Origin of the sequence: Carnobacterium jeotgali MS3 (assembly GCF_000745125.1) — a bacterium.
GTDB classification, from domain to species: domain Bacteria; phylum Bacillota; class Bacilli; order Lactobacillales; family Carnobacteriaceae; genus Carnobacterium_B; species Carnobacterium_B jeotgali.
Genome location: NZ_JQNF01000010.1, coordinates 836,891 through 853,057, shown reverse-complemented (window position 1 = coordinate 853,057; position 16,167 = coordinate 836,891). Strand labels below are relative to the sequence as shown.

General features: G+C 40.3%; 6 protein-coding genes, 10 tRNA genes and 3 rRNA genes. All 19 read right to left on the bottom strand.

The genetic code is table 11. From position 1 onward, the window contains the following. Nucleotides 1-67 precede the first annotated feature (67 nt). Complete coding sequence (locus tag BP18_RS11660; RefSeq protein ID WP_035050658.1) at nt 68-2,560, bottom strand: ATP-dependent Clp protease ATP-binding subunit; 2,493 nt, start codon at nt 2,558-2,560, stop codon at nt 68-70. A 25-nt stretch (nt 2,561-2,585) separates the two neighbouring features. Continuing rightward, nucleotides 2,586-3,047: a CtsR family transcriptional regulator gene (locus BP18_RS11655; protein ID WP_007725633.1), complete on the bottom strand. Its 462-nt coding sequence runs from the start codon at nt 3,045-3,047 to the stop codon at nt 2,586-2,588. 717 nt (nt 3,048-3,764) lie between these two features. Continuing rightward, a tRNA-Pro gene (locus tag BP18_RS11650) sits at nt 3,765-3,838 on the bottom strand. Nucleotides 3,839-3,874: 36 nt separating this feature from the next. After that, a tRNA-Arg gene (locus BP18_RS11645) sits at nt 3,875-3,948 on the bottom strand. A gap of 3 nt (nt 3,949-3,951) precedes the next feature. Next, nucleotides 3,952-4,040 (bottom strand) — tRNA-Leu (locus BP18_RS11640). A 49-nt stretch (nt 4,041-4,089) separates the two neighbouring features. Next, nucleotides 4,090-4,161, bottom strand: a tRNA-Gly gene (locus BP18_RS11635). A 9-nt stretch (nt 4,162-4,170) separates the two neighbouring features. Next, nucleotides 4,171-4,243: transfer RNA gene (locus BP18_RS11630), tRNA-Thr, on the bottom strand. A 35-nt stretch (nt 4,244-4,278) separates the two neighbouring features. Beyond that, nucleotides 4,279-4,363: transfer RNA gene (locus BP18_RS11625), tRNA-Leu, on the bottom strand. A gap of 42 nt (nt 4,364-4,405) precedes the next feature. Beyond that, nucleotides 4,406-4,478, bottom strand: a tRNA-Lys gene (locus BP18_RS11620). Nucleotide 4,479: 1 nt separating this feature from the next. Then, nucleotides 4,480-4,555: transfer RNA gene (locus BP18_RS11615), tRNA-Val, on the bottom strand. Between the two features lie 22 nt (nt 4,556-4,577). Next, a 5S ribosomal RNA gene (gene rrf / locus BP18_RS11610) occupies nt 4,578-4,693 on the bottom strand. Between the two features lie 91 nt (nt 4,694-4,784). Beyond that, nucleotides 4,785-7,705, bottom strand: a 23S ribosomal RNA gene (locus BP18_RS11605). Nucleotides 7,706-7,866: 161 nt separating this feature from the next. Further along, nucleotides 7,867-7,939: transfer RNA gene (locus tag BP18_RS11600), tRNA-Ala, on the bottom strand. A gap of 38 nt (nt 7,940-7,977) precedes the next feature. Then, a tRNA-Ile gene (locus BP18_RS11595) sits at nt 7,978-8,051 on the bottom strand. Between the two features lie 105 nt (nt 8,052-8,156). Continuing rightward, nucleotides 8,157-9,718: ribosomal RNA gene (locus BP18_RS11590) — 16S ribosomal RNA — on the bottom strand. The 16S, 23S and 5S rRNA genes sit together here with 10 tRNA genes alongside, the layout of an rRNA operon. 527 nt (nt 9,719-10,245) lie before the next feature. Further along, a complete protein-coding gene (locus BP18_RS11585; protein WP_007725843.1) occupies nt 10,246-11,673 on the bottom strand; it encodes a glycoside hydrolase family 1 protein in 1,428 nt (475 codons plus the stop codon). Between the two features lie 65 nt (nt 11,674-11,738). Then, on the bottom strand, nt 11,739-13,199 hold the full coding sequence (locus tag BP18_RS11580; RefSeq protein ID WP_035050655.1) for a glycoside hydrolase family 1 protein: 1,461 nt from the start codon (nt 13,197-13,199) through the stop codon (nt 11,739-11,741). 25 nt (nt 13,200-13,224) lie between these two features. After that, nucleotides 13,225-15,150, bottom strand: a complete 1,926-nt coding sequence (locus BP18_RS11575) for a beta-glucoside-specific PTS transporter subunit IIABC (RefSeq protein ID WP_029278448.1) — start codon at nt 15,148-15,150, stop codon at nt 13,225-13,227. 137 nt (nt 15,151-15,287) lie between these two features. Beyond that, nucleotides 15,288-16,130, bottom strand: coding sequence for a BglG family transcription antiterminator LicT (licT, locus tag BP18_RS11570; RefSeq protein ID WP_035050653.1), 843 nt, complete (start codon nt 16,128-16,130; stop codon nt 15,288-15,290). Between the last annotated feature and the right edge of the window lie 37 nt (nt 16,131-16,167).

The window sequence follows — 16,167 nt, the reverse complement described above, 5'->3', positions numbered from 1 at the left end:
ATACGAATAAAAACGTCTAGCATCTCTTTATAAGATACTAGACGCTTTTTATGTTTAATCAATGAAATCAACTATTTTCAGTTGTAGTCAACGGTTTTTTTTCTACTTTTTTCAAGTCTTTTACAGTAATGCGAATGGTTCCTTTTGTAGCACCAATTGTTACTTGATCGCCTATCTTGACCCGACCGCTTAGCAATTCTTCACTCAATCGATCTTCAATTTCTTTTTGAAGTGCGCGACGGATTGGACGTGCGCCATATTCAGGATCATAGCCAGCTTTAGCAATTACATCAATCGCTGATTGCGTGATTTTCACGTCAATATCCATGTCTTTCAATCGTTTAACAACCGTTTGTGCCATCAATTTTACAATTTGTGTTAATTCTGGTTTTTCCAGTGAATGGAATACGATAGAATCATCAATACGGTTAATAAATTCTGGTTTAAATGTTTTTTTCAATTCTTCCATAATACGTTTTTCCATTGCTGAATGATCTTTTTTACTATTTGCTGTACCAAATCCAACAGACTTCTCATCTCTCAAAGCTGTTGCTCCTAAGTTAGATGTCATAATCATAACCGTATTTTTGAAATCAACTTTCCGGCCTTTTGAATCTGTTAAATGTCCATCGTCAAGAACTTGTAATAAAATATTAAATACATCTGGATGAGCCTTTTCAACTTCATCAAAAAGAATAACAGAGTAAGGTTTTTGACGAATTTTTTCAGTTAGTTGACCACCTTCATCATATCCTACATATCCAGGAGGTGAACCAATTAAGCGACTCGTGCTATATTTTTCCATGAATTCAGACATATCAACCCGAACTAATGCTTCTTCATTACCAAACATAGCTTCAGCAAGTGCTTTGGCTAACTCTGTTTTACCAACACCTGTAGGCCCTAAGAACATGAATGAACCAATTGGTCGATTTGGATCTTTCAACCCACTTCTAGAACGTCTGATTGCTCTAGAAACGGACCCAACGGCTTGCTCTTGTCCAATTACTCGTTTATGCAATATTTTTTCTAAATTCATTAATCGATCGGATTCTTTTTGTTCCATCTGTTGAACTGGAATACTCGTCCATAAAGATACAACTTCAGCGATATCTCTTTCCGTTACTTGGAGTGAGTTTGTAGAAGCTTTTCCTTCTTGTTTTTGTAGTAAGTTTTCAATTTTTTTGCGTTGTTTCATTTCTTTTATACGAATTCTAGCTGCTTTCTCAAAATCTTGTGACTGTATAGCTTCTTCTTTACTTTGTATCAAGTCTTCTAATTCTGCAACTGCAGCCGCAACCGGAGATGGTTTGCTTGAAACATCCAGTCGTACTTTAGAAGCAGATTCATCGATTAAATCGATAGCTTTATCTGGCAACTGTCTTGATGTAATATACCGCGATGAAAGCTTCACTGCAGCATGAACAGCTTCATCAGTAATTTTAACACCATGATGTTCTTCATATCGAGAACGCAATCCCAATAATATTTCTTCTGTTTCATCTTCTGAAGGAGGATCCACATGGATTGGTGAAAATCTTCTTTCTAATGCTGCATCTTTTTCAATATATTTTTGGTATTCATCTAATGTTGTTGCTCCTATAGTTTGCAATTCACCACGTGCTAAAGCAGGTTTTAAGATATTAGATGCATCGATTGCACCTTCTGCTCCACCAGCACCAATTAAAGTATGCAGTTCATCTATGAATAAGATGACTTCACCATCTTGATAAATTTCATCTATAATTTTTTTCATTCGTTCTTCAAATTCACCACGGTATTTTGTTCCAGCCACCAACGACCCCATATCGAGCATCATTAAACGTTTATTTGCTAATGCTGCCGGAACTTCACCATCAATAATTTTTTGTGCTAATCCTTCTGCAATGGCTGTTTTACCAACACCAGGTTCTCCTACCAACACAGGATTATTTTTTGTTCTACGACTTAAGACTTGAATAATGCGTTGAATCTCTTTATGACGGCCAACTACTGGATCTAATTTTTTTTGTCTGGCAACAGAAGTTAAATCACGTGCTAGAGAATCTAAAGTAGGTGTACCAGCAACTGGTTTGGTAGCTGGTTTTGCTTTTCTACCTTTGCCATTCGTTACATCACTCAAACCAATTTTTTTCAATACGATTTGACGCGCTTTATTTAAATCGATATCCAAATTACTTAAAATCTTAGAAGATAAAATATCTTCTTCACGCAATAATCCTAACAACAAATGTTCTGTACCCACAAATACTGAGCCCATGCGTCTTGCTTCATCAGTAGCAAATGTAATAGCTTGTTTAGCTCTTGGCGAATACGGAAGAATGGCATTTTTTGAAAGATATTTCATTGTTCCATAACCCGTAAAATGTTCGATTTCTTCTCGAACATCCATTTCAGTCACAGAAAATTGTCGTAACGTTTTTCCAGCAATTCCTTCTTGCTCCATAATTAATCCTAGAAGTATATGCTCAGTTCCTACAGAATGGTGACGAAATCCTTTTGCTTCTTCTTGCGCCATGATTAAAACCATTCTTGCTTTTTCAGAAAATAATTCATCCATCTATATTTCGCCTCCGATTTTATTCTTATTCATATTTTAAATTATTTAAAAATGCTACTAATAATTTAGCTCTTAATTCATTCTCATTTATGCCATTAGCGTTTAAAAGTGATTTGTCCATAACCGATAACATGATATTGGCCTCTCGCTTAGTCAACATCTCAGTTTCAAATAATCTCTCTACAATAGAATAAGCATTCTTTTGCGTAATCTTATTTCCAATAATATCAATCATCATATCCAACATTTCAGCTTCATCTAACAATTTAACTTTAATAATACGGATATACCCGCCACCACCACGTTTACTTTCAACCAAATAACCTTGCTGTACAGTAAAGCGAGTGTTTATAACATAATTTATTTGGGAAGGAACACACTTAAATCGATCTGCCATTTCACTACGCCTAATTTCGACTTGTTCATCTTGACCTAAAACTTTTTTTAAATAAGCTTCAATGATATCCGACATGTTTTGATTATGCATGGGTTACCTGTTACTAAAACATTTTAATGTATGATACAGATAATAGCTTTATTTGCTCTACATTGCAATGGTGTTTTTTTAGTAACACTCCTTTTCTTATCATCCCAACACTGGACTTAATTAATTAGCCTATCACTAACATAAACTAACTTAATAACGGAGGATACTTCTAGTGAGAACCAGAAAGCATTCTTGACTAATCCTGACTTTCATTATACGAGAAATAAACGGATTTGAAAAGCAACTCTACTCATTTTCATTTAAAATAGCCTCTAAACTGCCACTATTTAACGATAATCAAAGAAGAAATTTTCAAATCAATCATTTATAGAGCCAAATGTTTTTGTAAACCAATAACTGACCTACAACTGTAGTCTTCATATTCATAGCAGATTCATGTAATAGCATTATTTCTTTTCCACCTATAATACATGACCTATTTAAAACCACCCAGCCTTAATCGCCCTTGAAAGAGTACGATCCATTAAATACTTTGTTTGTTCATTACAGCAGCTTTTATTAGCACTACAGTTGCTCACAATCCCTCTGCTAAATCATTCATTCCCATTCGAACTTTTAACCATTATTAGACTTTAGGCTTAAGACGATGCCAAGTCTCTATCCGCACAATTTGACGAAGAACCTACATAATTATTGAAAAACAAATAAAAGGTAATTTCTCTTAGACTAGAGAAACTACCTTTTATGAATTATTTATCGGGAAGACAGGATTCGAACCTGCGACCCCTTGGTCCCAAACCAAGTGCTCTACCAAGCTGAGCTACTTCCCGTTCACTGACTTTTCATTCTTTCTTTAAAAAGAAAAATGCACCCAAGAGGACTTGAACCTCTAACCCCTTGATTCGTAGTCAAGTACTCTATCCAATTGAGCTATGGGTGCAAATGGTGCCGAGGGCCGGAATCGAACCGGCACGGTGATCACTCACCGCAGGATTTTAAGTCCTGTGCGTCTACCTGTTCCGCCACCCCGGCTTTAGAACAGTTTTCATTCTTACGAATGAGCTTACTAGTCAACCTAGTAAGCGAAAGACGGGATTCGAACCCGCGACCCCCACCTTGGCAAGGTGATGTTCTACCACTGAACTACTTTCGCAAAAAAAAATGCCGGCTAAAGGAGTTGAACCCTCGACCCTCTGATTACAAATCAGATGCTCTACCAACTGAGCTAAGCCGGCTAAAGTGGTACTTCACTAATCATTCAAATAAAAAATGGTGCGGGTGAAGGGACTTGAACCCCCACGTCTTTCAACGCTAGATCCTAAATCTAGTGCGTCTGCCAATTCCGCCACACCCGCAAAAAAACATGGCATAACTAAACATGGTTGAATGATTAGTTATGAGTCATGCAGGATTCGAACCTGCGACCCTCTGATTAAAAGTCAGATGCTCTACCAACTGAGCTAATGACTCATGGTGGAGGTTGACGGGATCGAACCGCCGACCCTCTGCTTGTAAGGCAGATGCTCTCCCAGCTGAGCTAAACCTCCATATGATAAAAAAATTGAATCTGCGTGGCAACGTCCTACTCTCACAAAGGGAAACCCTTCACTACCATCGGCGCTAAGAAGCTTAACTTCTGTGTTCGGCATGGGAACAGGTGTGACCTTCTTGCCATCATCACCACACAATTTCAATCAAGAGAACGTTGTTCTCTCAAAACTGGATAAGTTAATCATTGTTTTTCGTTCTGAAACCGTCTTACACCGTTTAAAAAATTTGGTTAAGTCCTCGACCGATTAGTATTGGTCCGCTCCATCTATCGCTAGACTTCCACTTCCAACCTATCTACCTGATCATCTCTCAGGGGTCTTACTCACTTACGTGATGGGAAATCTCATCTTGAGGGGGGCTTCACGCTTAGATGCTTTCAGCGTTTATCCCGTCCACACATAGCTACCCAGCAATGCCCTTGGCAGAACAACTGGTACACCAGAGGTGTGTCCATCCCGGTCCTCTCGTACTAAGGACAGCTCCTCTCAAATTTCCTACGCCCGCGACGGATAGGGACCGAACTGTCTCACGACGTTCTGAACCCAGCTCGCGTACCGCTTTAATGGGCGAACAGCCCAACCCTTGGGACCGACTACAGCCCCAGGATGCGATGAGCCGACATCGAGGTGCCAAACCTCCCCGTCGATGTGGACTCTTGGGGGAGATAAGCCTGTTATCCCCAGGGTAGCTTTTATCCGTTGAGCGATGGCCCTTCCATGCGGAACCACCGGATCACTAAGCCCGACTTTCGTCCCTGCTCGACTTGTAGGTCTCGCAGTCAAGCTCCCTTATGCCTTTACACTCTGCGAATGATTTCCAACCATTCTGAGGGAACCTTTGGGCGCCTCCGTTACACTTTAGGAGGCGACCGCCCCAGTCAAACTGCCCGTCAGACACTGTCTCCCAGCCCGATAAGGGCTGTGGGTTAGAGTGGTCATACAGCAAGGGTAGTATCCCACCAACGCCTCCACCAAGACTGGCGTCCTGGCTTCATTGGCTCCTACCTATCCTGTACAAGCTGTACAAACACTCAATATCAAACTGCAGTAAAGCTCCATGGGGTCTTTCCGTCCTGTCGCGGGTAACCTGCATCTTCACAGGTACTATAATTTCACCGAGTCTCTCGTTGAGACAGTGCCCAGATCGTTACGCCTTTCGTGCGGGTCGGAACTTACCCGACAAGGAATTTCGCTACCTTAGGACCGTTATAGTTACGGCCGCCGTTTACTGGGGCTTCAATTCTGAGCTTCGCCCGAGAGCTAACCCATCCTCTTAACCTTCCAGCACCGGGCAGGCGTCAGCCCCTATACGTCATCTTACGATTTTGCAGAGACCTGTGTTTTTGATAAACAGTCGCCTGGGCCTATTCACTGCGGCTGACCAATTGGTCAGCACCCCTTCTCCCGAAGTTACGGGGTCATTTTGCCGAGTTCCTTAACGAGAGTTCTCTCGCACACCTTAGGATTCTCTCCTCGACTACCTGTGTCGGTTTGCGGTACGGGCAGTTTGTTTCTAACTAGAAGCTTTTCTTGACAGTGTGACATCGGGAACTTCGGTACTTAATTTCCCTCCCCATCACAACTTGTTCTTAAAGAAGCAAGCATTTGACTCACTTCAAAACTTGTTGCTTGGACGCGCATATCCAACAGCGCGTATTCCTTAGCCTACTGTGTCCCTCCATTGTTCAAACAAAACAAACTGGTACAGGAATCTCAACCTGTTGTCCATCGTCTACGCCATTCGGCCTCGACTTAGGTCCCGACTAACCCTGGGAGGACGAGCCTTCCCCAGGAAACCTTAGTCATTCGGTGGACGGGATTCTCACCCGTCTTTCGCTACTCATACCGGCATTCTCACTTCTAAGCGCTCCACTAGTCCTCACGATCTAGCTTCAACGCCCTTAGAACGCTCTCCTACCATAGAACCAATGGTTCTATCCACAGCTTCGGTGTTATGTTTAGCCCCGGTAAATTTTCGGCGCAGGGTCACTCGACTAGTGAGCTATTACGCACTCTTTAAATGATGGCTGCTTCTGAGCCAACATCCTAGTTGTCTAAGCAACTCCACATCCTTTTCCACTTAACATAAACTTTGGGACCTTAGCTGGTGGTCTGGGCTGTTTCCCTTTCGACTACGGATCTTATCACTCGCAGTCTGACTCCCGGATATAAATCAATGGCATTCGGAGTTTATCTGAATTCGGTAACCCGAGAAGGGCCCCTAGTCCAAACAGTTGCTCTACCTCCATGATTCTAATTCCGAGGCTAGCCCTAAAGCTATTTCGGAGAGAACCAGCTATCTCCAAGTTCGATTGGAATTTCTCCGCTACCCACACCTCATCCCCGCATTTTTCAACATACGTGGGTTCGGTCCTCCAGTGCGTATTACCGCACCTTCAACCTGGACATGGGTAGATCACTTGGTTTCGGGTCTACGACCACATACTCATTCGCCCTATTCAGACTCGCTTTCGCTGCGGCTCCGTCTCATCAACTTAACCTCGCATGGGATCGTAACTCGCCGGTTCATTCTACAAAAGGCACGCTATCACCCATTAACGGGCTTTAACTATTTGTAGGCACACGGTTTCAGGGGCTATTTCACTCCTCTTCCGAGGTTCTTTTCACCTTTCCCTCACGGTACTGGTTCACTATCGGTCACTAGGGAGTATTTAGCCTTGGGAGATGGTCCTCCCGGATTCCGACGGAATTTCTCGTGTTCCGCCGTACTCAGGATACTGATCAGAGTGAATTTGGTTTCGGATACAGGGCTTTTACCTTCTTCGGCAGACCTTTCCAGGTCGCTTCTCCTACCAAAATCATTTATGACTCTATGTGTTCAGTCCTACAACCCCAGAAAGCAAGCTTTCTGGTTTGGGCTATTCCCGTTTCGCTCGCCGCTACTCAGGGAATCGATTTTTCTTTCTCTTCCTGCAGGTACTTAGATGTTTCAGTTCTCTGCGTCTACCTCTACTGACCTATGTATTCAGTCAGCAGTAACATCCTATAAAAGATGCTGGGTTCCCCCATTCGGAAATCTTTGGATCAAAGCTCACTTACAGCTCCCCAAAGCATATCGGCGTTAGTCCCGTCCTTCATCGGCTCCTAGTGCCAAGGCATTCACCGTGCGCCCTTATTAACTTAACCTATGGTTAATCGTTAATTTTCAATACTCATCTTTCGATGAGAACCTTAAAAACTTACTTTTAAAAATTTTCGGTGTGTTTCTGGTTTCTTACTTGAATTACAATTTTTAACTTTATCCAGTTTTCAAAGAACAACTTAAATTTTCGCAACTAAAGTTGCAATGGAGCCTAGCGGGATCGAACCGCTGACCTCCTGCGTGCAAGGCAGGCGCTCTCCCAGCTGAGCTAAGGCCCCAAGAGCAAACATCTTATATTATTTGTGCAAATGAAAAGTGGGCCTAAATGGACTCGAACCATCGACCTCACGCTTATCAGGCGTGCGCTCTAACCAGCTGAGCTATAGGCCCAACGTATTAGGCACTTCAATAAGATATTATATTAATGAGAAGATTAGACCTCTCAAAACTAAACAAAGTAAGTACGAATGTGTGGGTTTCCGTTAGTTTCCTTAGAAAGGAGGTGATCCAGCCGCACCTTCCGATACGGCTACCTTGTTACGACTTCACCCCAATTATCTGTCCCACCTTAGGCGGCTGGCTCCCAAAAGGGTTACCTCACCGACTTCGGGTGTTACAAACTCTCGTGGTGTGACGGGCGGTGTGTACAAGACCCGGGAACGTATTCACCGCGGCGTGCTGATCCGCGATTACTAGCGATTCCGGCTTCATGCAGGCGAGTTGCAGCCTGCAATCCGAACTGAGAATGGCTTTAAGAGATTAGCTTGGCCTCGCGACCTTGCGACTCGTTGTACCATCCATTGTAGCACGTGTGTAGCCCAGGTCATAAGGGGCATGATGATTTGACGTCATCCCCACCTTCCTCCGGTTTATCACCGGCAGTCTCACTAGAGTGCCCAACTGAATGCTGGCAACTAATAATAGGGGTTGCGCTCGTTGCGGGACTTAACCCAACATCTCACGACACGAGCTGACGACAACCATGCACCACCTGTCACTTTGTCCCCGAAGGGAAAGTCCTATCTCTAGGATTGTCAAAGGATGTCAAGACCTGGTAAGGTTCTTCGCGTTGCTTCGAATTAAACCACATGCTCCACCGCTTGTGCGGGTCCCCGTCAATTCCTTTGAGTTTCAACCTTGCGGTCGTACTCCCCAGGCGGAGTGCTTAATGCGTTAGCTGCAGCACTGAAGGGCGGAAACCCTCCAACACTTAGCACTCATCGTTTACGGCGTGGACTACCAGGGTATCTAATCCTGTTTGCTCCCCACGCTTTCGAGCCTCAGCGTCAGTTACAGACCAGAGAGTCGCCTTCGCCACTGGTGTTCCTCCACATATCTACGCATTTCACCGCTACACGTGGAATTCCACTCTCCTCTTCTGCACTCAAGTTCTCCAGTTTCCAATGACCCTCCCCGGTTGAGCCGGGGGCTTTCACATCAGACTTAAAGAACCGCCTGCGCTCGCTTTACGCCCAATAAATCCGGACAACGCTTGCCACCTACGTATTACCGCGGCTGCTGGCACGTAGTTAGCCGTGGCTTTCTGGTTAGATACCGTCAGGGGATGAGCAGTTACTCTCATCCTTGTTCTTCTCTAACAACAGAGTTTTACGATCCGAAAACCTTCTTCACTCACGCGGCATTGCTCCGTCAGACTTTCGTCCATTGCGGAAGATTCCCTACTGCTGCCTCCCGTAGGAGTCTGGGCCGTGTCTCAGTCCCAGTGTGGCCGATCACCCTCTCAGGTCGGCTACGTATCATCGCCTTGGTGAGCCATTACCTCACCAACTAGCTAATACGCCGCGGGTCCATCCATAAGCGGTAGCCGAAGCCACCTTTCTTCCATTCGTCAGGAGACGATTAGAAATATGCGGTATTAGCATCCGTTTCCGAATGTTATCCCCCTCTTATGGGCAGGTTACCCACGTGTTACTCACCCGTCCGCCACTCCTTAACTTCGATGGGTGCAAGCACCCGATGAAGTTAAAGCGTTCGACTTGCATGTATTAGGCATGCCGCCAGCGTTCGTCCTGAGCCAGGATCAAACTCTCATATAAAATGATGCTTGAAGCTCATTATTGAATTGCTAGCGAATAATTATTCACTATTTTGTTACTGTTGACTCAGCACTGCTGAGTCACCCTCACATTTGGTTCGTCTTACTTTGTTTAGTTTTCAAAGGTCTAAAGTTGATTGTTTCGTTTTGACAACTTACTAATAATATCACGTTCGATGTCGTCTGTCAACAACTTTTTTAATTTATTTTTTCGTTGTTTTGAATGAATTACCTCAACAACATCTACTAATATACCAGTGAAGCCAACATTCGTCAACGATTTTTTAGTATAAAATTAACTTTTTTTACAAACATGAACATTTAATAAAATTCCATAATACACCATCGGTAAAACTGATGAAAAAACGAACATTATCGTAAAAAAATTACGCATCGTAAAGTAATTTTAACGTGCTTTGTCTATTACATATTTATTCTAAAATATATGTATAAAAAATTTAGCTACTTGTTATTCTTTTGCAATAAAAAATCTCTGTACGGATTTAATCGTACAAAGATTTTTCATTGTTATTTTTCAATCAAGCTCGTTCCGTTTGTCTCAATGACTTTTTTATACCAGGAGAAACTTTTCTTTTTATATCGTTTTAATGTCCCAGTACCATCATCATGACGATCGACATAGATAAATCCATAACGTTTCTTTAATTCTGCGGTTGAAGCACTAACTAAATCGATACAGCCCCAAGTTGTATATCCCATTACTTCTACGCCATCTTTAAGTGCTTCTCCAACTTGAACCAAATGGTCATTCAAATAATTGATACGGTAATCATCATTCACCGTTTTATTACCATTTTCATCTGTAATTAATTCATCGTTAGCCCCTAAACCATTCTCAACAATAAACAATGGTTTTTGATAACGATCCCAGAAATCATTTAATACGATTCTTAATCCTTTTGGGTCAATTTGCCAACCCCATTCTGAAGCTTCTAAATAAGGGTTAGGTATACCTCCTAAAATATTTCCTTTACCAGCTTCTCGCTTACTTTCATCAGCTGTTTCTGTAGAACTCATATAATAACTAAATGAAATAAAATCTACCGTATTTTTTAACAGTTCCTCGTCTTCTGGGCCAAAATCTAACTCAATCGCATTTTCACGGAAGAATCGTTTCATATAACCTGGATAAGTTCCTCGAACATGTACATCTGAGAAGAAATAGTTTTTTCGCTCAGCTTCCATTACAGCAATAACATCATCTGGATTCGGTGTTAAAGGGTAAGTTGGCATAGCTAAGACCATACATCCGATTTGTGCGTCGGGCATAATTTCATGGCCAATCTTTGTAGCCAATGCACTTGCTACCAATTCATGATGGACAGCTTGATACAAATCTTTTTGCGTTAATTTTTCAGGTGCTGTAGAAATCCCACCGCTCATAAAAGGAGCATGTAAAATCGAATTGATTTCGTTAAACGTCAACCAATATTTCACTTTTCCTTTATAGCGTGTAAAGACTGTGCGTACATAATTTTCATAAAACCCAATCATTTTACGGTTGACCCAGCCATCATACTCTTTAGCTAAATGAAGCGGAGTTTCATAATGAGAAAGTGTAATTAAGGGCTCAATACCGTATTTAAGTAGTTCATCAAATAAATCATCGTAAAATTGTAGACCCGCTTCATTCGGTTCTGTTTCATCTCCATTAGGAAAAATACGAGACCACGCGATTGACGTACGGAATGTTTTAAATCCCATTTCTGCAAATAATTTAACGTCTTCTTTATAGCGGTGATAAAAATCAATTCCGATTAATTTCAGATTATCTTCTGTCGGTTCGTCCGTTATTGGACCAAATCCGCCACTTGGTGTTACATCTTGTACGGTTAACCCTTTACCATCTTCATTATACGCTCCTTCTAATTGGTTTGCAGCAACTGCTCCGCCCCATAAAAAACTCTTTGGAAATTGTTCTACTGTCAAAGTCATCTTCTCCTTTTATTCGATCACTTATTTTAGAAGTTGCAGCGATTCTCTAAAAAAAACGTTCTGCTCTAATTACTTAAATCCATTCCGTTCGTCTCAATAACTTTTTTATACCAAAAGAATGAATCTTTTCTAGAACGCTCTAACGTTCCATTCCCTTCATCATCTTGATCAACATAAACGTACCCATATCGTTTAGACATTTCTGAAGTGGATGCACTAACCAAATCAATTGCTCCCCAACTGGTGTAACCCATTAAATCAACACCATCTTTAACCGCTTCTTTCATTTGTTCAATATGTTTTTGTAGATAATCGATACGGTAAGTATCATGGATGCTTCCATCTTCTTCTACTTTATCGTAAGCTCCTAGACCATTTTCAACAATGAACAAAGGCAATTGGTAGCGATCATAAAAGTCATTAAGTGTCCATCTCAATCCGATTGGGTCAATTTGCCATCCCCAATCTGAGGTTTCCAAATAGTTATTTTTCACACCTTCGATAAAATTCCCACCTACTTGTTCTTTTTGTGGATCTGAACTCGTCGTTATAGACATATAATAACTAAATGAAATGAAATCGACTGGATAAGCTTTTAAAATTTCATCATCTCCACGTTCTTTATGAATAGTAACATTATTCTCATTGAAGTAACGCTCCATATAAGTAGGATACTCTCCACGTGCTTGAACATCTGTAAAGAACAAGTTTTGCTGATTTTTCACTTGTGCTTTGATGATGTCAGATGGATTATTTGTTTCTGGATAAGTAGTCATACGCGCTAACATACAACCTATTTTAAATTCAGAATTGATTTCATGGCCAATTTTTGTCGCTAAGGCACTTGCTACAAATTGGTGATGTCCTGCTTGATAAGACAATTCTAATGGATTTTCCGCTTCTTCTACTAACACCCCACCACCAGTATAGGGACTCAACGCAATGATATTGATTTCATTAAACGTGAGCCAGTACTTCACTTTATCTTTATACCGTTTAAAGACTGTTTCAGCATAATTAACAAAGAAATCAATGACTTTACGATCAGCCCAACCGTTATATTTCAGCGTAAGATTCAAAGGTGTTTCATAATGAGATAAGGTTACTAAAGGTTCTATGCCATACTTTAAACATTCATCAAACACAGCATCATAGAATTCTAACCCTTCTTCATTTGGGGTTGTGTCATCGCCATTAGGAAAAATTCGTGCCCAGTTAATCGACATCCGAAAAACTTTAAAACCCATTTCTGCTAGTAAAGCAATATCCTCTTTATAATGATGATAGAAGTCTACTCCGAACCGTTTTGGAAAGACTTTATCTCCTTCATCAGCTAGTATAGCTTCAATTTCTTTACGTGAAACATCTAATGAAAAGCCTGATCCGCGTTCTTCTTTAGGAATAAATCTCACCATATCGGCAGTTGAAAGTCCTTTTCCGCCTTCATTATACGCTCCTTCAAATTGGTTTGCAGCTGTTGCTCCGCCCCATAAAAACTCTTTTGGAAAACCTTCATTTTTTTTCATACAGTTATCTCTCCCTTATACTTTTTCAGATGACAATCGTCATCAGTTGTTCTGTTGATTCAACTGCATTTTTTTCTGTTGTTATTACATCTAAATAATTTTTTGAATTTGTGATAACTACAGGTGTGATCACGCTGTAACCAGCTGCTTTTATCTTAGCAATATCAAATTCAATTAAAAGCTGACCTTTTGTTACTTTATCTCCTTGCTTAACGTGGGGAGCAAATCCTTCACCATCCATTTGAACAGTATCCATCCCAATGTGAATCAAGATTTCTGTTCCTTCATCTGACGTTATGCCTACCGCATGTGCTGTAGGAAAAAGCATAGTGATTACTCCATTGACTGGTGAAACTAATTTCCCTTCAATTGGTTCAATTGCCAAACCTTTTCCCATAGCTCCAGATGAAAAAGCTTCATCTCGAACATCAGAAAGCGGAATAATAGAGCCTGTTAACGGACTTTTTATACTATCTTTTCCAATATAAACTTCATTTCCTGAATCAATGATTCCATCATTAGTTGTTTCTGCAACAACTGCATCATCTTCATACAATTTTCCGAAACCAGCAATATAAGTTAAGACAAAACCAAGAATCATGGATCCAATGATAATGGCTATTACTATAGGCACATTACCTAAACCACTCACAGCAGGATTCAAGAAATTAGTGATTCCAAATATTCCTAATCCTCCTATAACATATCCATTGGCTCCGACTAATCCTAAAGCTGCTCCACCCACACCAGCAGCAATACAACTCATGATAAATGGTTTTTTAAGGGGTAAAGAAATACCATAAATCGCTGGTTCTGTTACTCCAAACATGCCCGAAATAACGGAAGGAATACCTAAAGATTTAACTTTTTTCTCTTTTGTTTTTGCCATAACTGCAATAATTGCACCTGTTTGTGCAAATGAAGCAGCAAATGACATTGCTAAAATAGGATCATATCCGTAAACAGCTAAGTTGTTCAGAGCTACTGGTACAAGACCCCAGTGCAACCCGAACATGACAAAGATTTGCCAGAATCCTCCTACAATTGCACCTGCTAAGATTGGACTTAAGTTATAAACGGCTAACGTACCAGCTCCTACTAAGCTACCTGCCCATGTTGCAATTGGTCCAACGATCATGAATGTTACTGGGACAATAATCAAAAGTGTAAAGAAAGGAATCAAAAAGGTTTTAACCACGTCTGGAATAATTTTTTTCAACCCTTTTTCAACTTTAGATGCTAGGAAAATAGCCACAATAATCGGAATAACGGTTGACGAATAGTCCATTAGAATAAGCGGGAGTCCTAGGAAAGTGGTGTGTACTGGGGACTCAATAATGGATCCTGAAAACAGTGTATAAAGAGGATCTCCTGCTCTGATTCCAGCTAAAGTTGGGTGAACTAATGAAGCACCAATAGCCATAGCCGTGAACTGATTCACTTTGAATTTTTTACTTGCTGTAAATGCTAAGAAAATAGGGAAGAAGTAAAACAACGAATCGCCTATAGCATTTAACACTTGATATGCACCAGATTCAACTGTCAGCCAGCCTAACGCTACAAATAATGCATTGAATCCTTTAATCATACCAGTAGCAGCTAATGTTCCTAAAGTTGGTGCAAAAATTCCTGAAATCATATCAACGAATTTATTGAACAACCCTACATTTTTATCCTTTTCTTGTTCAGAAGATTCATTATTATTTAAATTTCCAACAGTTACAACTTCTTGGTAGACATCCGGCACATGATTTCCAATAACCACTTGATACTGACCACCACTTTTGATTACAGTTACAATTCCGTCTGTTTTCTTTAAAACATCTGTATTTGCTTTACTTTCATCTTTCAATTTAAACCTTAATCTTGTCACACAATGAGTCAAACTATTGATATTTTCTGTACCGCCAACGTTTTCAATTATTGATTTAGCTAATGCTTCATATTTCATCCTAAGTCCTTCTCTCATTTTAGTTTTTTAAAAAAGAAAAACCTAAATCAATAGCAAGATGCATCTTTACAGAATACATTTCAGCTATCAATTTAGGTTTTGCCTGCTTACGCAGTAACAATCCATCATTGAAGTGTTTATTTTATTTTTTCACTCGTTACTCGTTGGATATGAATAGCTAAGTAAACTTGTTCATCTTTCGACAGTGACGTGTGATGTTTACTTTCGAGGTAATTATTAATTCTGTTCGTACACTCAAAAGCTTTAGGATATTTTATTTCCACTTGCTCAAACAAAAAATCATCATTCGAGTTTTTGGTATCGTGTTCAAGCATTCTACGAGCAAAGTACTGTAAGTGAGTAACAAAACGAGAATAATTAAATGAATCTTCATCAAAGATAATACCAAATTGTAACCGTACAATTGTTAAGATATCTTGTACTACTTCCGTCATCTTGACCGTAATTCCTATTTCTTGTCCTTCTTGTTTAGCATTGACAATATGCAAAGCAACAGATGTCGCTTCATCTTCGTTCATAGTTATACCGAGCTTATGTTTAATATTTTCTAATGCTTTTAATCCAATCTCATATTCCACTTTATAAAATTTCTTAATTTCCCAAGTCAACGGATTTTTTATTTCGATTCCTTCACCTGTCCTCTTTATAGCGTAATTCAGATGATCCGTTAACGTTAAATAAATATTATTGCTTAATTTATTCTTCAAAACAGATTGAGCATATTTGATCGTATCTGCCGCTATTTCAATAATTTCTGGTTTGATTTCTTTAAATAAATTAGAAAACGTTTCAATACCTTCTTTTCCTTCTGGCACAAACGTTTTTTCTATTTTTTCAACTTCAATCGTATCGCCGACTTTATGTTGAAAAGCAATTCCTCTTCCCATTACCACCATTTCTTCGTTTGTCTCGGTCAAAGTAATCACAACATTATTATTCAGTACTTTTTCTATTCTCATTTGTCGTTTTGTTCACCAACTTTCGTCTTAATAGAAA